Annotated in this window: 21 protein-coding genes; 15 read left to right on the plus strand and 6 right to left on the minus strand. The window is 41.5% G+C overall.

The features are described from left to right. Positions 1-49 precede the first annotated feature (49 nt). Both AB1S55_RS03625 and AB1S55_RS03630 read left to right on the plus strand, forming a co-directional pair. On the plus strand, positions 50-586 hold the full coding sequence (locus AB1S55_RS03625) for a hypothetical protein (protein WP_370980429.1): 537 nt from the start codon (positions 50-52) through the stop codon (positions 584-586). Beyond that, positions 564-2,189, plus strand: coding sequence for an RNA-directed DNA polymerase (locus AB1S55_RS03630; RefSeq protein WP_370980430.1), 1,626 nt, complete (start codon positions 564-566; stop codon positions 2,187-2,189). The genes AB1S55_RS03625 and AB1S55_RS03630 overlap by 23 nt, the downstream gene beginning before the upstream one ends. Before the next feature lie 526 nt (positions 2,190-2,715). Here the strand turns inward: AB1S55_RS03630 and AB1S55_RS03635 are convergent. Further along, positions 2,716-2,769, minus strand: coding sequence for a hypothetical protein (locus tag AB1S55_RS03635; protein ID WP_370981562.1), 54 nt, complete (start codon positions 2,767-2,769; stop codon positions 2,716-2,718). A gap of 78 nt (positions 2,770-2,847) precedes the next feature. On the opposite strand from AB1S55_RS03635, the gene AB1S55_RS03640 reads away from it, so the two are divergent. The 5 genes from AB1S55_RS03640 (at position 2,848) to AB1S55_RS03660 (ending at position 6,075) form a co-directional block, all read left to right on the plus strand. Continuing rightward, positions 2,848-3,303 carry a hypothetical protein gene (locus AB1S55_RS03640; protein WP_370980431.1) on the plus strand — a complete coding sequence of 152 codons (456 nt, stop codon included), beginning with the start codon at positions 2,848-2,850 and terminating at the stop codon, positions 3,301-3,303. Positions 3,304-3,752: 449 nt separating this feature from the next. Next, positions 3,753-4,058, plus strand: a complete 306-nt coding sequence (locus AB1S55_RS03645) for a hypothetical protein (RefSeq protein ID WP_370980432.1) — start codon at positions 3,753-3,755, stop codon at positions 4,056-4,058. Between the two features lie 57 nt (positions 4,059-4,115). Continuing rightward, complete coding sequence (locus tag AB1S55_RS03650; RefSeq protein WP_370980433.1) at positions 4,116-4,778, plus strand: hypothetical protein; 663 nt, start codon at positions 4,116-4,118, stop codon at positions 4,776-4,778. 73 nt (positions 4,779-4,851) lie between these two features. Further along, on the plus strand, positions 4,852-5,052 hold the full coding sequence (locus tag AB1S55_RS03655; protein WP_370980434.1) for a hypothetical protein: 201 nt from the start codon (positions 4,852-4,854) through the stop codon (positions 5,050-5,052). Positions 5,053-5,457: 405 nt separating this feature from the next. After that, positions 5,458-6,075, plus strand: coding sequence for a hypothetical protein (locus tag AB1S55_RS03660; RefSeq protein ID WP_370980435.1), 618 nt, complete (start codon positions 5,458-5,460; stop codon positions 6,073-6,075). Between the two features lie 167 nt (positions 6,076-6,242). Here the strand turns inward: AB1S55_RS03660 and AB1S55_RS03665 are convergent, their stop codons facing one another. Next, entirely contained in the window at positions 6,243-6,587 is a 345-nt protein-coding gene (locus AB1S55_RS03665) for a VOC family protein (RefSeq protein ID WP_370980436.1), read from the minus strand. A 38-nt stretch (positions 6,588-6,625) separates the two neighbouring features. Continuing rightward, positions 6,626-7,018 (minus strand): hypothetical protein, encoded by a 393-nt coding sequence (locus tag AB1S55_RS03670; RefSeq protein WP_370980437.1) that lies wholly within the window; start codon positions 7,016-7,018, stop codon positions 6,626-6,628. Positions 7,019-7,343: 325 nt separating this feature from the next. Here AB1S55_RS03670 and AB1S55_RS03675 point away from each other — a divergent pair, with 325 nt between their 5' ends. From AB1S55_RS03675 to AB1S55_RS03690, 4 genes are all read left to right on the plus strand, one after another. Continuing rightward, positions 7,344-7,733, plus strand: coding sequence for a VOC family protein (locus AB1S55_RS03675; RefSeq protein WP_370980438.1), 390 nt, complete (start codon positions 7,344-7,346; stop codon positions 7,731-7,733). Positions 7,734-7,938: 205 nt separating this feature from the next. Next, entirely contained in the window at positions 7,939-8,370 is a 432-nt protein-coding gene (locus tag AB1S55_RS03680; protein WP_370980439.1) for a carboxymuconolactone decarboxylase family protein, read from the plus strand. 1 nt (position 8,371) lies between these two features. Beyond that, positions 8,372-9,265: an RNA polymerase sigma factor SigJ gene (gene sigJ, locus AB1S55_RS03685; protein WP_370980440.1), complete on the plus strand. Its 894-nt coding sequence runs from the start codon at positions 8,372-8,374 to the stop codon at positions 9,263-9,265. A gap of 47 nt (positions 9,266-9,312) precedes the next feature. Then, positions 9,313-9,750, plus strand: a complete 438-nt coding sequence (locus AB1S55_RS03690) for a RidA family protein (RefSeq protein WP_370980441.1) — start codon at positions 9,313-9,315, stop codon at positions 9,748-9,750. Between the two features lie 43 nt (positions 9,751-9,793). Here AB1S55_RS03690 and AB1S55_RS03695 read toward each other — a convergent pair whose 3' ends face one another. Continuing rightward, complete coding sequence (locus tag AB1S55_RS03695; RefSeq protein WP_370980442.1) at positions 9,794-10,426, minus strand: helix-turn-helix domain-containing protein; 633 nt, start codon at positions 10,424-10,426, stop codon at positions 9,794-9,796. 143 nt (positions 10,427-10,569) lie between these two features. Between AB1S55_RS03695 and AB1S55_RS03700 the strand changes: the two genes are divergently transcribed. The 4 genes from AB1S55_RS03700 to AB1S55_RS03715 all read left to right on the plus strand — a co-directional run bounded on the left by AB1S55_RS03700 (position 10,570) and on the right by AB1S55_RS03715 (position 15,611). Further along, positions 10,570-11,559: an oxidoreductase family protein gene (locus AB1S55_RS03700; protein ID WP_370980443.1), complete on the plus strand. Its 990-nt coding sequence runs from the start codon at positions 10,570-10,572 to the stop codon at positions 11,557-11,559. Positions 11,560-11,589: 30 nt separating this feature from the next. Continuing rightward, complete coding sequence (locus AB1S55_RS03705; RefSeq protein ID WP_370980444.1) at positions 11,590-12,519, plus strand: inositol monophosphatase; 930 nt, start codon at positions 11,590-11,592, stop codon at positions 12,517-12,519. A 244-nt stretch (positions 12,520-12,763) separates the two neighbouring features. Next, positions 12,764-15,127: a DUF4955 domain-containing protein gene (locus AB1S55_RS03710; RefSeq protein ID WP_370980445.1), complete on the plus strand. Its 2,364-nt coding sequence runs from the start codon at positions 12,764-12,766 to the stop codon at positions 15,125-15,127. A gap of 265 nt (positions 15,128-15,392) precedes the next feature. Next, positions 15,393-15,611 (plus strand): hypothetical protein, encoded by a 219-nt coding sequence (locus tag AB1S55_RS03715; protein WP_370980446.1) that lies wholly within the window; start codon positions 15,393-15,395, stop codon positions 15,609-15,611. 94 nt (positions 15,612-15,705) lie between these two features. Here AB1S55_RS03715 and AB1S55_RS03720 read toward each other — a convergent pair whose 3' ends face one another. Continuing rightward, positions 15,706-16,884 (minus strand): heme biosynthesis HemY N-terminal domain-containing protein, encoded by a 1,179-nt coding sequence (locus tag AB1S55_RS03720; RefSeq protein ID WP_370980447.1) that lies wholly within the window; start codon positions 16,882-16,884, stop codon positions 15,706-15,708. After that, the gene (locus tag AB1S55_RS03725) at positions 16,881-18,215 is read right to left on the minus strand and encodes a uroporphyrinogen-III C-methyltransferase (protein ID WP_370980448.1); all 1,335 of its coding nucleotides are present in this window, start codon (positions 18,213-18,215) and stop codon (positions 16,881-16,883) included. Before AB1S55_RS03725 ends, AB1S55_RS03720 begins: the two co-directional genes overlap by 4 nt. Between the last annotated feature and the right edge of the window lie 7 nt (positions 18,216-18,222).

Genomic DNA, 18,222 nt, shown 5'->3' on the forward strand with positions numbered 1-18,222 from the left:
ACACCGGTGTTTGAGGCGTTAGGCAAACCAATCAGTTCAGAGAATGAGTATGGTTTTTATAAAAATCGAAAATAGCTTTGCAGATTATGAGCTTGTAAACTTACGAGACTTTCTTGAACTATTGGATTCAAAGCTAGCGAGCATTGAGCATGAGATTTCTGTAGCATCTTGCCCAGATAGTGAGGGTGTATTTGATAAAGCAGAATACTATGTAGGCTTAGGATTTTCTGCAATTCAGAAGTATATGACGTCTATATACACCCAATCAGGTTTGTCTAAAAAAAATGCTTTGAATCAAGGGAGAAGATTATGCGAGGGGACTACATTAGTCTCAATAATTAATGCTACAGCTAATTATTGGAAGCATGAAGATGAGTGGGGGCTTAGAAATATAGTAACAAGGGATAAATCTCAATTAAAAGATATGCCCAAGAACACCGTGCTTACAATTGAAAAAGTCACACCGTGGGCTGATTATACGTGTTCAAATGTGGTCGCTGGCTTGACAGAAAAAGGGAATATTCGGCTATTGCCACTCATTCCCGTATTAACGGAATGGCGAAATGAAATTTGTAAAAACGCCTAGCATACGCTTCCAGCCTGACGCCGAAGCGGGCGATACGCCCTACATTGGAGAGCAAATGTTCATTAATAGTTCTTTAGTTGAGCAACATTTTCGTGAAACAGAAAAGCTTATCAGGAAATTATCTAGGGATGACGTTGCAGGTTGGTTACTCAATACGGGCTACTTTCCTGAATCAAATATACTGCCTCCATCGTTTGAAATTCATGATTATAAATTGAAAGATAGGCCATATAATCTCAAAGTTACAGATCTAGCAAGACGACAACTAACATCGATTTCATATCCTAAATCTTTGCTGACTGATAGAGTTTTTTCGATTCAAGATCCACGAAATTATCATGATATTGTTTTTTATCTTCACAGTGAGTGGGATAATATTCTTAACAGGCTGTATCCAAAAAACACCAAGATATTCTCGTACAGTATGCCTATTCCAGTAGAAAAAAAGAATCAAGGATCTGTTGGTAGTTTACGCTCAGGTAGAATGATTTATGAATGGATACGGATGGCTGAAAGTGACCTAGTTATTGATGCTACTTCCTACAAATATTTAGCTAAAACGGATATTACTAACTTTTACTCCTCTGTGTATACGCATAGCGTTGCTTGGGCTATTGCGGGAAGCCGTGAAACCGCTTTTGAGGACAAACAATTTAAACTGTTCGGAAACAAAATCGACAAGCTTTTGCAGTATTCAAACGACGCTAGAACAAATGGAATACCTGTAGGATCTGCTCTAAGCGATCTTGTCGCCGAAATTCTCCTATCTTGGATTGATGAGAAGGTGTCACTAGAGTTGGACGATCTGGACTTTCTGGCCGTCCGTTTTAAAGATGACTATAGAATACTGTGCAATACGGAAGAAGATGCAAAAAAGATCTTGAGTACTATTTCCGAAGAGCTCAAAAAAATAAACCTTAGTTTGAACGAAACTAAGACACAAATATTTACTCTTCCTGACGGATTATATCGACCTCATGATCGTGAGTACTTTCCTCATTCATTGAGAGAAAAGTCAAAAGTATCATTTAAAACATTCGAGCATACGATCTTGATAGCTTTAGACATACATAGAAAGTATCCAGGGACTAGTATCCTGGAGAAATTCTTTTCAGAGCTGCTTACAAAAGATAAAAGGCTAAAAGTACAGTTTTCAAAACACGAACGTCAATGCCTGGTTCAACTAACTAAGTTCATATCATTATTATTTTTAATAAAACGTGAATCAGAAAAAACATTGAGTCACGTACTCAGCCTTATTGAAATTGTCTACTTAACAAACCGTATGTATAAAGAAAAAATAAAACCGTTTATCAAGCAGATAGTTGAAAAAGAATTAGTAGCGGCATCTAACAAAAACTCAGCTTTTGATATTGTGTGGTATATATTCTTCTCTCGCTATATTGGATTGGGGATCACCAACTTTAAAGACTTAGTCACCAATGAAAAAGTAGCTAGCAACGCTTTTGTTCAGTGCATTATTACTAGTCAAGACAAACTGTATAATGATTCCGGAGTTAAATTATATAGAAAACCATCAGAATGTAAGGGTGTTAGTCTTGCTTATAGACTTGATGTATTCAAACGTCACGAACGGGTATAACAAGTTTCTGTACCCGGAAAAATTACTCGCTGCGCTCCCGATTTTCCGGTGAGCAAGGAGTTAGCTATCAATTGGATTCGGAATGTTTCATCTTATTAAGGGACTAGTATCAAATGATCTTTATATTCAGCTTTGGTCAAACAGGCTGAAAATATTGAATATACATACCAAGGAGAAGTACGACGAAGAGCCATTGATGGCACTAAAAAATAATAAGAAAGGTCAGCCTATAGTCATTGCTATCGGCGCATCGGTAACGGCTTTATCGCCAGCAGAGTACGATCATGTCGTAAATCCATTTGATCATCCGAGACTTCTTATCCATGATTTCATGGTTGCTGAAAAAGTACTTCAACATGGGTTTAGAGAGTTACACAAGAACAGGTTCTTTGCGCCGTCTCCCAGAGTTATCTTCCATCCCATGGAAAAATTAGAAGGAGGAGTCACTGCTATAGAGGAGCGAGTGTACAGAGAGATGTGTTTAGGTGCGGGTGCTAGAGAAATCGAGTTGTATTTCGGTTCGGAATTATCTAGTTACAATGTAGATTTTGATAATGTGAAACGTGAAAATAACTAACAAGGCAATCCACCCCAGCTGCTGGTTTCACAAACAGCTGGGGTGGATTGCGGCATTATGGCTAATTAAGGAGAATGAGCAATGTCCAAATATTTAATCGTTATTTGCCTTGGAATATTCTGTATAACAGCACAGGCTGAAGTGATACAAACTATCAAAGTCGACGAAAAACGGTACGCAGGCTGGAGGGATGATGGTGAATACGATAAGTACTATTACATTGATTCATCAGATGCTATTACTGTAGATATGAGTGACCACAATTTGCTCGGAATACCTGGTTACGCAGAGCCTGCTCCAAATCAAATACATTTATTTTTTAATTATCACCAGCAATTTTTCTATCAAATTAAGGATGATGCGCTCACTCACACTTTAACAAAGGAGAATTTGACGGCAACTCGTGGAGACTTTAAAGGGTTTCAGCCTGGGGCTAAGTTCGTTGTTCGCATTGTAACTAAGAAAAAAGATGCGGTATCCGGTATGGAGCTTGTAGAAAAAGTACATTGGAGCGGTCAAGGACACGTGAAGCCATAACAAGCGGATCTACCAATTGCCGCCTATGGCGACAAGGACTCACAAAACAAGATAAACATATAGATGTTTTATGTGTAATTAATAATGAGTATCCGATCATTATTGAAGATAAGACTGGTACAAATCATCATTCTGGTCAACTTAAACGTTATGTCAATGGATGGCTGTTGATAACTTAATTAACAGCTTTGTTGGGGGGCTAAATATTTATAAATCTACAACGTTGTTTCTTCTTTGCTCTTTCGTTATGTATTCTCAAGTACAAACCACTCTTCCCCCCACTAGCACCAGCCTATACTAAAGTCCTTTTAATTAAATACTGATGCATATAATCCACGTAGATGACCTACCTAGATCATTGAACTACGGGATTATTATAATAAGGCTGCCACGAAAGGTATGAGGCGCTATAATGGCCACTTTAACAAAATTAGAGCAAGAGGCTGTCTGTGAAAAAAAATCTTTATATTGTGTTTGCTGCCGCTTTTATTGGTGGATGCGCAACGTGGATACCCGCCAAGTCTAAGGATCTTGGCGATGGAAAATATTTAATTACTGCAGCAGGAAATACCTTTGCATCAATAGATAAAATGAAGGAAAAGGTTATCAAGAAAGCTGAAAAACAATGCTCAGGAAATGGGTTTGACTACGAGAAAAAACCTACCGCTGAGTCGCACAAAAATCCAGACTATGTGAATGGTGGTTACCAATACCACACGGAAGTCTCAACAGTCATTGTGTGTAAGAAACAGTAATATCACTACAATGTTTTTCTCCTTTACTATCGACGATGAGACCACGACAGAAAAATCATGTTAAATCGAATTATTGTCATTTTAGTAAGTAGTATTTTTATTTCTACGGCCACACAAGGAGAAGAAATGACGGATAAAACTGCAGTAGGAAGCTCTGCCACTGAATGGCGCCACATGTATTTCATTGGAATATCTAAAGAAGATCCTAATGATATAGACTTGTCGGAGGGCCAGATTCAAGATTTACTTTCAATGGTAAACGTTGGCCCAGCAATTTCTAATGGTGCAGCTATCCAACCTAAATACCTCATTAACTCAAAAGGCACTACACCTTGGCTTGCGATGTTTGCATTAGTGAGTGCCAAGCAAGCTTCTGCACTCACTATAATTGCAGAGGGAAAATCTAGGGTTCATGTTCCCACAAAATTTATTAGTGACAATTTCAATAGTCATAATAATTGGCCTACCGATATATTTTCTAAATATGATACTCATCTAGATGGCTATAATACCTTTATAATCCCTTTTTTAATTCATTCTAGTGCAAACGCCGTCAGTCATTTATCTCAATCAATGAAGGCACCAGATGGGAGTTTGGAAATATTTAATGTTAATGAATTCTCAGAGGAATCGCCTGAGGATCTACTTATTGAAGTATCAGAATTGGTGACGTTTATTAATGAAAATAGGCCTGATATTGTGCCTACAAAACTGCCATAACAAGTTAACAGGCTCTAAGTCATTCTGACAGAACGGCTTATATCAATTATTTCAGCAACTATAAGGAATCACTATGGAAAATACTGAACTCATTAAGGCGGCTATTGACGCTTCTTTTGAATCACAGATTGAAAATATGCATCAAGCCCTTTTTAGTGGCCTTATTGAAGCTGGCGAAGACGCAAGCCAAATTGACGTTGTGCGGTCTAGATTCTCTAAGGGCCTTGCGTACGCTAACAAAGCCCGAGCACTTGCGCTGTCTTGCATTGAATAATGCCTATTAGGCTATCTAGCTTACTTGTAGCTAGGTTTTAATCGACAGCCAGCACTAAGAACGGGGGCTTGGCTTTGCCCCTATGTCTATATCAGCAAAACCACATCTAAAACTTATTCTGACTGGCTCACTGCCTGTACTCTGCCGTATTGCGGTAGCGCTTTATTTCTATTCTAGCCGCCTTCGTTGCCTATTTTTCTTGCGCCACGGCTGACCCTCTGTAAAAAGCCATGAGAATGATAACAAAGCTTCTATACTTCAAACTTGGCTTGACTCTCTGGCTAGTAGCTAGCTGTACTAGCTTATAGATATAGCTCTTCATTAGTTTCAGCTTAAGCACACCAAATATATGAAATGAGGTTTTTATACCTCTTCGTTACACATCAGTTATAGGTAGGATAACAAATGACGATTTTACAAGATTTACGGAACGACCCCGAGGGAGTAAGCAAGCACAATGATTTCTTTGTGGACGTTAGAGGGTTTAGAACGACACCTGAAGGCAATAATCGATGTGAAGTTGGCGGCCCTGTTACTCTCAAAGAATCAATTGAAAATAACGTTAATCGCTTAACTATCAAGAACGATGGTAGTGACTACTTCTTCCCTTGGGTAAATCGCGGTGTCGGCGAGGTGTCTGTGCCCATCAACCAGCCCAACGGTACAATTGTGACAACTGGCGGGATGAACGGCTGCGCCTTGCAGGTCAATAGAGACGGCGACAATATTATTTTTTATCATGATGCTGATAATAGATACCTAGGAAACCTTAAGCAGCCACAGGGCCAACAGCTCTGCCGAGTTGAGCCCAGCTTATATATGAAAATACCTTATGGGCAAACCATTGTTGAAGAAAACCCTCGAGCTGGCCTTGCTTATTTGTATCAGCTTATCTGTATTCGTCACAACAACAAGTGGAAGGTAACTTACTCAGGAATTATCTTAGGGCCAGGGATCAATATGCCGATCAAACGAACTTTCACTCCTGGTGTAAGTAAGTTCTTAACTAGCTTTAGCGAATAATAACCTTATACAAACAAGGGTTAGATTATTTTAAGAATGATATTTCGCTTAAAATACCCTGCCCTTGATTCACCTTGCTTGCACGTTTTATTACGTAAGCAGACTCGAGACCTATATAACTCGATTTGATAATTTTCTGCGTTATGTGCGGCACAAGCCTAGATGAATTAACGCTGCCAAAAGCCAGATTCAATACCACCTTGAATCACAATTGCGCAGCTTCCATAGGTGCCAAGCGACATGGGTGGTACGGCTACTTCGGCACCTAGCTTTTCTGCTGCATGCACACTTGCTTGAATGTCATTAACCAGAACGTAATGTCTAACAATGGCGCTTTCGGTGTCGCGCATCGGTTCGCGAACACCAACCATGGCACCGTCTTCCAGCTTTGCGATTCTTGCGCCACCTAACATAGGTTCACATTCGCCAAATTCAAGTTGATGAATATGCGCATAGCTCTTACAAATCGCATCAACATCGCTTGTTACTATTTCTAAATAATACGTTTTCATAAGCGCCCTATTTAATGTATTTTATTCAAGAAAAGGTATTAACTTAGTACGTATTTTTCTAAGCTATCGATGCCAACAAATTTTAGTTTTGCACCGCTTTTTTGAGTTATCGTTATTTTGACACCATCATGTTTTACGCTAATGCCTTTCTCCATCAACGTTTCTTTGAAGCTCTCTAGTTTTATTAATTCATTACTATCGAGAGCATCTCTCTTGCCACAGCTTCCACATCGTGTTCCGTCTGAATCTTTAGAAAAGTTCTTAGAACAGTGAGGACATATATACGGAATTAATGCCAAGACAATAAATGAAACCAAGCCGCCTATCGCGCCAAGAACAACCCAAAGGGCAATATTTCTGTTTTTTCGTTTCGCCATTACGCCGCATAAGGTTGCGAAGAAAATAGCAAATATAATGAATAGAATATTCATAGAAATCCTTAGTATTATTGTTTTAATAGCTTGCTAACAATAAAGTCGGAACGTCATGAGAACTTAGTTACAACTTATGCATGAGCCAGCTTCACCTTACTTCCTTATTAGCGGTTCTCGCGCTACTTTAGCATGCGTATGCGCCTATGCTAAGGTTTAGATAAGCTATCAAGCATCTTTTTATATAAGCTATTTTCTAATTAATATGCCGTCTATATAAGGGCACAACCTATTTTATTCACACTATTGAGATTGTCGCATTTGTTCAAGACGGCAGTATTCGCTAGGAATAAACTTTTGCTCACGTTAATAGAGCTAGGTAAGCATGATGAAACTGAAATACACCATTTTATATGTCGAACATGTTGCAAGAAGTATTGATTTCTATGAAAAGGCGTTTGGTCTTAAATGCGCCATGCTGCATGAAAGCGGCGACTATGCTGAATTAGATACCGGTGCAACCACGCTGGCTTTTTCATCTTCAGCATTAATGCAGCAATTAGGTAAAGACCCAGCAAAGCCTGATGCCAAAAGGCCTGTGTTTGAGATTGCGTTTGAAACGGAAGATGTCAGTAAGTCATTACAGCAAGCCATAGATAACGGCGCTGTACTGGTACAAGATATACGCGATGAACCTTGGGGGCAAACTACCTCTTATGTTAGCGATCTGAACGGTTTTCTTATTGAAATTTGCTCACCGGTAAGGCCACTGTAAACAATACCCTAGGTAATAGGGAATGCCTGGTTGCCCTACTCCAATGAAGAGCTCCTTAGTACCCCGCTCTGTTGCCAAGCTTTTTATGCCCATATAGATAGCAGGGCCATAAAGAGCACTGGCACGGTAAATATTTATGTTTTAGATGTCACAAACTGCTCTATTCATTCGTCTTAATGGTATCAACCAATCATTAGGATGAGATATGAATACAACACAACAAAGCCAATTTCAAAGTACCGTGCCAGACATTTTCTTGTCACTTATAAATATACATACGCTCATTGCCGAATATGGCATAGAGAAGAATCTTAGCCATCTCGTTATGTTACGCGCTTCACAGATTAACGGCTGTTCTTTTTGTGTGGCGATGCATACACAAGATGCTCGTAAAGAAGGGGAAAGCAATCAACGCCTCGACAGCCTTATTGTATTTAGGGATATGGACTGTTTTGATGATAAAGAAAAACTGGCACTTGAGTGGACAGAGGCACTAACAACACTTGATTCTAAGATCGCTCACAAAGAGCTACATAGCCAGTTACTAGAGTACTATAGTGCACAGCAAATCTCGGCATTAACTAGCTTGATAGGCCTGATTAATGTATGGAATCGTATACGAATATCGGAGCATTAACATGCAAAACAACGACTCGATTCTTTTATTCGAAACCTATCGCCCTGTATTAATGGGCATTGCCTACCGCTTTCTTAGCACTGTGTCAGATGCTGAAGATGTGGTGCAAGATGTTTACCTTAAATGGTCTAACGAAGATATTGATACCATTCAAAACCCAGAGGCTTGGTTAAAAACAGTCTGTACACGAAACTGTTTAGATATCGTTAAGTCTGTTGAACGTAAGCGCATAGACTATGTCGGCACTTGGCTACCAGAGCCTATTCAAACTGAAACCAGTGCTGAAGATGATTATTTGAATCAGGCGCATCTTGCAGACTCGTTAAGTACCGCCTTTATTGTCATGTTAGAAAGGCTGACACCCAAAGAAAGGGCGGCCTATCTTTTGTATGAGATTTTTGATACGCCTTATCGCACAGTGGCCGAAGCCCTAAATCTGGAAGAGCAAACTTGTAGAAAGCTTGTTTCACGAGCTAAAAGCCATATAGAAAAAAACAAAAAACGCGCGCTCGTTTCGCCGGAAAAACAAGCGGCTTTTGTTAATGCATTTGAATTTGCAATTACCAGTGGTGACTCATCTAACCTGCAAGACCTACTTGCAAACGACATTGTTCTAAGAGCGGATGGCGGAGGTAAAGTAGCTGCCATATTAAAGCCAATTGAAGGATCATTAGAGGTGCTTAACTTCTTAGTTAACGACCTTAAACAGTTTTGGCATACGTTCACATGGCTTAAAAGTAAAATTAATGGCAACGACGGTTTTATCATTAAATCTTCAGATCACATTCATGCGATTGTTTCCTTTGAATTTAATGAACAAGATCAGGCTTCTGAAATTTTTATAATGAGGAACCCAGACAAAATGGCAGCACTTAAAACGATGCCTATAAATTAAGCCCTATGATGATAAACACTCCCATATTGATAAGTATATTACTGCTCATGACTATTTCAGAAAACTGCTTAACAGAAGAAGTACCTAAACCACTGACACAAATCGTTAACCCCACTAAACTATATGACCCCGCCCCCTATGGTTATAGCCACGTAGTAATAGCAAATAAAGTTGCCTATATTGCAGGCCAAGGAGGGGAAGATTCAGAAGGCAAGCTCGAAAATGACTTTGCCAAACAAGTAAGACAAGCATACAAGAATCTCTTTACTGCATTAGAAGCTATAAACACATCACCCAATAACGTTAGCAAACTCACAACCTATGTTGTGAACTACGATCAATCGATGCTTGAAACAATGACCAAGGAACTCGTATCTGCTTTTGGTGAGCATTTACCAGCACAAACACTGGTGCCCGTTCCGCGCTTAGCTATCGACGGAATGTTATTTGAGGTTGATGCTATCGCTATTATGGAAAAAGACTAAGTGAGCTGCTCAGTCCATATTTAAGGCATATCTGCTTTGGTGTTTAATCAAAGCCCGAAGACAAGATTTCTTCCTTTAAACAACCACTTTTAAGGGCCGAGGGTGTGCAGCTAAACCAACGCTGCATCTCTCTGCTCATATGTGATTGATCCGCATAGCCCGATGATAATGCCGCACTTGTTAGGCAAGGCTCTTTTAAAAGTAGACGAGCGCAACGCCTAGCCCTCGCCAACGAGCGCCAAACACTAGGAGCGACTCCCGTTTCTAGTTTGATATGGCGCTGTAAGGTTCTAAGCGAGACACCTAAATTTTTTGAAACCAACTCAATGCTGTTTAAATCTGAGCGAAGGCCAGCCAGTGCCTCAGAAACCGATGGTTTTAATACGCAAAAGTCTTCAACTAAACCGCTACTTAGCTTATCAGCAGGGTTATAAAGCAGTTTCTCAAGCGCCTGCTCATTAATAGACACTCCAGGTGCTAATCTAAGCCCTTGAAAGCTCGTTCCCTCTTTTATGCTTATTTCATATGTAGCTAAAACTAAGGGGGAAACAAAAAAATGGCTGCTGCCATCTCGGTTTTTCTTAACAATAAGATCTCGGCAGCCGTCAGCGACTATCGTACTGAGTGAATCTTGTGAGGCTTTATAACTCCACGCTTCGAGCAAAATATTATTCATCGTTTAGCAGGGCTAGGTTCTTATATTCCACTAGCATAACGCTTTCATTTTTATAGAGAAACTGAATGAGTACTTATCCACTTCAGCATATAATCTAAACAAGGCTCTAAATCATCTACGAGAGCTAATTAACAGGCCTCAGCATGCTTAGTATTAATACCGATTTTATTCTCAGAGCAACAAAAGCTCGCGATATATGCGCAATAGAAAAGCTGCAATCACTGTGGAGTGGTTATGGGCAGATATTACGTGTAGGTTTGCAAGGCGGCAGCCATAAGTCAGTGATTGTTAAGCACATAAAATTGCCCGATAGCGCCGAGCATCCACGCGGTTGGAATACGCAGCTTTCTCATCAGCGTAAGTTAAAGTCGTATCAAGTGGAGAGCTATTGGTATCAGCACTATGCTCAGCGCTGCGATGTATTCTGCCCTACTCCCAGCTGTCTTGCTCTTGAGCAAGATGAAAACGAAACTTACTTGCTATTAAGTGATTTAGCCGAGGCCGGTTTTAGTGAACTAAGGCAAACCGCTACAACACAAGAACTCTACGCTTGCCTAAGCTGGCTTGCTCATTTTCATGCGCGCTTCTTACAAGAAGTGCCTAAGGGCTTGTGGCTTACTGGCAGCTACTGGCACCTTGCAACTCGCCCCGATGAGCTCAAGGCAACAGAAGATAAACAACTGGTAAAAGCCGCACCTTTAATTGATAAAGCCCTACGAGACTGCCCCTACCAAACCCTTATTCACGGTGATGCTAAAATCGCTAACTTCTGCTTTATGCCCAAAGACAGTGACAATACAAGTAGTACCGTCGCCGCCGTCGATTTCCAATACGTTGGCGGTGGGTGTGGTGTGCAAGATCTCGCTTATTTTTTAGGTAGCTGTTTAAGTGAAGAAGAATGCGAGCGCCAAGAAAAAGAACTGCTCGATTATTATTTCCTTATATTAAGCAACGCGGTTAAACAGAGTAACGCGGATATAAATAGCGAGCACTTAGAACAAGAATGGCGTGCGCTTTACGATGTTGCTTGTGCCGACTTTTATCGCTTTTTAGCTGGTTGGAGCCCTGGTCACTGGAAGCTAAATGGCTATAGTGAGCGTTTATGCCAACAAGTGATCAAGCGGCTTCTTTAAACCGTTAATAAACTCTTAAGTATGTAGTGCATGAATCAGCAGCCTTTAAATACCCCATTAACTCAAATACAACTCTTAAAGCTGTGTGACACCGCCATTACGGCAGCTAAGGCCGCTGGTGATTATATTTCTCACTTTGATAGATCACAGCTTAAGATCGAACACAAAGATTCAGGCAGCAGCCTTGCCTCGCAGGTGGTAACGGAAGTCGACCGTTGCTGTGACCAACTTATTCGCTCGATATTAGAGGCGAGCTGCAAGCACTATGGCCTTGCTCTATTATCTGAAGAAAGTAGTGATACCCACCTACAGCAAGAAACCAATCGTTTCACTCAAGATTATTTCTGGTGCATAGACCCGCTAGATGGAAGCCTGCCTTTTATTCAAAATAAGCCGGGTTATGCGGTATCTATTGCGCTTGTCTCTAGGGCTGGTGAGGCTTTAATCGGCGTGGTTTACGATCCAAGTAAGCAAGAGTTGATACATGCCATTAAAGGCTTGGGCACTTATATTAATAAACAGGCCTTTAGCATTGGCTCCGTTATAGAAAAAAGCTTAAAAACGCTGTCTGTGTTTGCCGATCTGAGTTTTAAAAGCGAAGCGAGTTACCACAAAACACGCTCGGCATTAAATCAGCTTGCTATCGAGCTGAATCTAGAGGGAATCAATGAGATCTATGGCAATGGCGCAGTAAAAAATGCCTGCGCTCTTTTAAGCAGCCGACCTGCTTGTTATATAAAACAAATAAAAACAAGCGAAGGTGGAGGCAGCCTTTGGGACTTTGCCGCAAGCAGCTGCATTATTAAAGAAGCCGGTGGCTGGGTGAGTGATATCAACGGTCAGCCGCTTGAACTCAACCGCAGTGATTCAACCTACATGGGGCATAAAGGGGTTTTATATGCCTCGAGTGAGCCGCTTGCTAGGGCTATGTTAGCGAAGCTTGAGTTACACACAGCCTAAACGCCCACAGCCAAAGGTACTCCAAGCCCCCACTTTGGCTATTCTCATGAGACTTAGTTCTCCTCCTTGCCATAACAGCCACACACTCTGAGACATGGTTCGGCTTAACCTTGCAGAAGATACGGATAATGCGCCCATCGCTCACTCGTATGATGCAAAGTTGTTGCCCTTGTTTTAGGAATTTATTCAACACGCTTCATAGCGATGCAAATAACCCTAAGTTCAACCTCTTACGGAGCTTACTATGAGTCTTACTCTGCGGGGCTTTAGCGCCCTTTTATTGCTAACGTTTAGTTCAATACTGTTGGCACAAATAGATTCAGGCACCCTGCCTTTAAGTGGCGATCAGTGTAATTATACTTCTCAGTGTCGAGCTCACTTTGGCTCGCTTGCGAGTGACTGTAAAAACAGCAGTTCCTCACAGAGCGTATGTATGTGTGGCACTAGCGCCTGTAATGAGCTTATTCCTACTAAGCCAAGCCCCAGCCCAACACCGGCACTGCCATCGGGTAAGCATCAGGCTCCCGGTTTAATTCAGGCAGAAGACTTTGCTCGTTTTAGTGATACCACCAGCCATAACTCTGGCGGCCAGTACCGCGATAGCGCCGTTGATATTCAAACAACAAGCGACAGTGGCGGTGGTTATAACATCGGTTGGACAGCGGCAGGTGAATGGCTTGAATATGATCTTCAAGTTGTTGATGGCGGTACTTACGACATCCACTTACGCACCGCTTCACCAAGTGGCTCTGGCTCTATTAGTGTTCTTATTAATGGCAAGCAAAGAGCGTTAGTAAGTACAGCCAACACCGGAGGCTGGCAAAATTGGCAAGACATCCGCGCTAGTGTGGGTGAGCTAAATGCGAATAACTATAAGCTGCGTATTAAAGTAGAAACGGCCGGTTTTAATTTAAATTGGCTTGAGCTAAAGCGAACAGGGCCTTTAACGCCACCTGCGGTTATTGATCAGTGCAATAGCACAAACCAATGTCGAGTCACTTGGCCTTTAGCGAACGATTGTAAAAATAGTGCTTCGAATCAAAGTGTGTGTATGTGTGGCTCTGAACGCTGTGATGCGCAACCTAGCGTGCAGCCAACACCACCAACAAATAATGATACCCCAGTATGGAAGGCTTACCTGTCTGCGAAAAAAGAAGGTAAGAACCTGCCTTTACCAAACTTTGCTTACGCCGGTTATGACAATGCTAATACGGCCATCCCTAAACCATCGTGGCAAGTATTTAATGTTAAAGACTATGGTGCCGTCGCTAACGACAACGGCGATGATCTACATGCGATTCAGCAAACGATTAATGCTGCAAGTAAAAAAGATGGCGCCATTGTCTTTTTCCCACGCGGGCGATACCTAGTTAGCGAGCGTAAGGGCATTACTTCAAGCCTGCTTAGTATCACGGGCTCTAAACTTATTTTACGTGGCGAAGGCTCTGGTGCTAACGGCTCAGTATTATTTTTCCGTGAGCATTTAAACTCGACAACTCCATCTAAAAAATGGACGACCCCTGCCATGATCGTTGCCAAGGGTACTAACTCAGGCAGCACCGGCAACAGCGTTGCTAAAATAAGCAAAAATGCTAAGTTGGGCGATCTTATTATTCAGGTGAGTGATAGTAGCAAGTTAAATGCTGGCGATCATATCTATCTGAACTTAAATGATAGCCGTGCTGCTAATTCAGCCTTAAGCCCTTTTCAGATTGAAAATGAGTGGAGTAAATTTAAGCAGGGGCAATTCTCACGTGAGCTGCATAAAATCGAACGTGTTTCTGGCAACAAGATCTATTTAAAAACCCCTCTCTATACAGATATTAATAGCCAGTACAATTGGGAAGTAAGAAAAACCAGCTTGGCACACAGTTTAGGTTTTGAAGACCTACGCTTTGAGGGCAATTGGAAAGACAATTTTGTTCACCATAAAAACATTATTCACGACGGTGGCTGGACAGCCATGCGTATTGGTAACTATCACAACTCTTGGCTTAGCAATGTGCACTTTAAAGACTGGAATGCGACAGTAACGATTGTTTCATCTCACTCTATCACGGTGGATGGCTATGTTGATTCAGGTAATCGTGGCCATTCGTCACTTAATTTACAAAATGCCTCAAGCATTTTAGTAAGCAACTCTAAAAGCATTGGCGCACGTGGTCAGCATCATGGTTTTGGTGTAAGTAATTATGCCAGTGGAAATGTTTTCCACCGCGTTAGTTGGCCACAAGGCACTTCGTTTGATACTCATGCCAGCTTCCCTCGCGCAACTTTGTTTGATCGCGCCGAAGGTGGCTTTAGTGGCGTAAGTGGTTTTGGTGGTAGCCAGTCTTCACAGCCTAATCATATGGAAGATCTTATATTTTGGAATTTCTTTGATAAAGGCCAGCATGACGGTGTGTACTGGGATTGGTGGCGTAACGGCGATTCTAAATACGGTCGTTGGTTGTTGCCAAGTGTTATCGGCTGGCACGGCGCACAGGCTCAATTCAATAATAGTGAGCTAGAACTTAAAGAGTCACACGGGCAGAAAGTAAGCCCAGAGTCACTTTACGAAGCACAACTTAAAGAACGTTTTGGTTTTGTACCAAGCTGGATTAAATAATAGTTAAGCTATTATTTTAACGATGCGTGGTAAGGCATAGCTTGCCACGCACCACTTTTAACTAAGGTTTATAACAGGCTTAGTTACTTCCCTCCTAACAATTACCCCCTTAAAGCCTTACGTTAACTATGTGGCTTGGCGTCTTAAGTTAACTCTCTGTCTTTGTAGAGCAATTAGCAACTTGTTTTTATCGCTATGGTCTAACTAAAACATAGTGGTTTACATGTTTATGTTATTGCTCACAGGCTAACAAAGAGAGTCAGCGATGAAAATCTCTAGGATGAATGAAAATACACAGCAGTGTTTTCTTAAGTGGTGTAAGCAACATGACTGGGGATGTGAAGCGAAGCTTATTGGCGGGCAGATCACCGATATTCAAAGCTTTGAAGTCGACCCTAAAAACCGTATTGCTTATGTACCCGTAACAGCCTCATTCGACAATACAGATGATCTGCGAGAATGGGCTGGTTATTGGCATAAATAAGTGTGCTTGTTAAACCAGCGCATTTATCAAACCAATATATTGGCCATGCTTTACAGCCAGCCAAACGTACTGGGCAGTGCCTAGCTAGTAGTCACTACACGAGCAAATTGGCGGCTTTTTTATACAGTTCGTAGCTCTCTTCTTTGTCACCACATTTTTCAGATACCAGTGCTAACAAACTCATCGCTTCGGCGCTTGGTTTTAAGGCCAGCGTTTTTTCTAAATAAGTACGAGCATTACCCCATAATTGATTTTTCATTGCCAATACAGCTAATACAAATAACAGCATTGGCTGCTCGTTATAACGCTTTAACCAACGCTCGGCTTGTTTCAGCTGGCTACTGGCATCATCAATAGGAAGTTTGGCATAGATCTCTATCATCTCTTCGTGATAGTTCTGGTTTAATTCTCGCTCGATCAATGCTTTAAGGTTTTTAGTATCTTCAATCTTTAACAGTAATTTGGCATAGCTTAGTTGTAAGGCGTAATGACGTTTTAAAGCTTTAGGCACTGTATTCCAAAACGCTTGAAGCTTCTGTGCATCAAGTTCTTGCTGCAAAAGCGCTTGCGCATTTAAACAATATTCTTGCAGCAATTCTTGCTCTGTTAGTAACTTGGTTTTACTTAAGCGAGGCAATAGCTCGGTAGATTCTTCCACGCGGTTTAATTCACGCAAGAGCAAAATACGCTGGCGCAGTACCGTAGCATCGTGAGGCGCTAGCAGCTTTAAACGCTCAGACAGTGCTTCCGCTTCATCATAGCGTTTAAGAGAAATAAGTAGGTTTAAACGCACCGCCAATAACCAGCGCTGATCATCTGGGTACTTAAGCTCGGCATCAATTAACAAAGCCAGTGCTTCGTCGATTTTGCCACACTCATTAAGGCTTTTAGCCTGAACCAAAGTGCGTACCACTGGCAGGTTATTTTTTTGGCTAACCCTATTTAAACAGCGCTGAGCTTCACCAAAGTTGCCCACAACAAAGTTTAACAAGCCCTGACGATAGTGTTGTTCTATTTTGTTACTACGCAAACCGCTATACCAACGTGTACTGCCTAAAACGGTGGCCAACAATAATTTGATAGAACGTATTAATACATAAGCGCCAAGGAGAATACAAAGCACAGCAAACAACGCAAACCAAAAGCTCATTTCTAGGCTTATACCAAAGAGGCTAATTAACACATAACCCGAATCGCGCTGAATAAGCTCCAGTAGTAGCACACCACCAGCAAAGACAAAAATCAGAGCGATAATAAAGCTTAACCGTTTCACAGCGCTTTCTCCGCTTCAGGCTTGCTTGTTAAAGCACTATTGGGCCCCGTCTTTGGCTGAAAAGGCACAGCAGCCTCGGTGGGAGGCTGTATTAATTCGGCTTCAGCTTGGGGGCTTTGAGCCTGATTTTGGCCATTTATTTTTAACTCAGCTAAACCATGTAATTCTGCTATGTAACTATTAAGCATCTTTAAAGAGCGGCTGATATTCGGCAGCTCTTGTTTTACATTTAACTTAAGTAAACGCGTTAGCGCTTCGCGATATTGGTCGCGCTCGGGGCTATAAGGAAAATACTGCTCTACCCAGTTTCTTGCTTCTGACAAACTGCTTTTATAAACATCGGTTTGCTCGCGTAATAAGGCCAATTGCGCCTGTTCAATCAACAACCTTAAGTTAAGCTGTAAATACGCTGTCGAATCGGCAGGCAATAAAGCTTTAGGCTGATCTTCATGATCAATGATTCGTACGTAGTTTTTTAAGCTGCCAAGAAAATTAGAAAAGCTGCTTTCAAGCTTTTGCTCTATACCGCTGTCTTCTGTACTCAGTGTATTTTCAGCGTTTGGCGATGCTTCAAACTCATAGCTTTCTGGCACTAAAGGTAAATTGATTATATTGTGAGCCAAAGCCCTAAGCTCGATATAAACACCTTCGACATCGACTTTCTTGGCCAACTTTAGCGCGACTAAATCTTCACCAATTGCTGCTCTTAATTCAAATAGGTCTGGGTCATTGAATTCTCGTAATATGGCATCAGCTTCTTGTAAAAGAGCAATGGCATTATCTGAACGCCGCTCTATTAACACTCGCTGGTTGGCAAGGCGCAATAAATAGGCAGCCTCCGCTAGCAACCAATCTTCACGTGATGTGGTCGACATGGCTAATAAGCGTTTTTTCTGGTGAGCTATACGCTCCTTAAGATCAAGCAGCTCGCCTGTTACTTGTTGATTGGCTGCTTGGCTTGTTTGGTATTTTTTATCGAGCTGGGCTAAGCGCTTATTGAGTTCATTAAACTGTTGCTGCGTTGATGACAAGGCACTCGAGACTGAACTATTCTGATCCAAGTGTGTTAGCTTTTCGGCTTCCGTTTTTTGCCAAAGCCAATAAAAACCATAACCGGCCAATATAGATGGCAGCAATAAAGCGACTACGAGCAGCAACACCATGCTGCGCTTTAAGAAAGAGCCGGAGCCGTTTTTAGCCGACGCCGATGAACGCTTATCTTCTAGCACTGTTTTTTCTGGCTCGGCTTCTTTTTTCGGCTTTGTATCTTTATCTGCTGCTGCCTCATCGGCATCAATCAGTTCACCAAGCGGCTCTTTTTCACTTGTCATGCGTTTT

Origin of the sequence: Agaribacterium sp. ZY112, from assembly GCF_041346925.1 — a bacterium.
Classification (GTDB): domain Bacteria; phylum Pseudomonadota; class Gammaproteobacteria; order Pseudomonadales; family Cellvibrionaceae; genus Agaribacterium.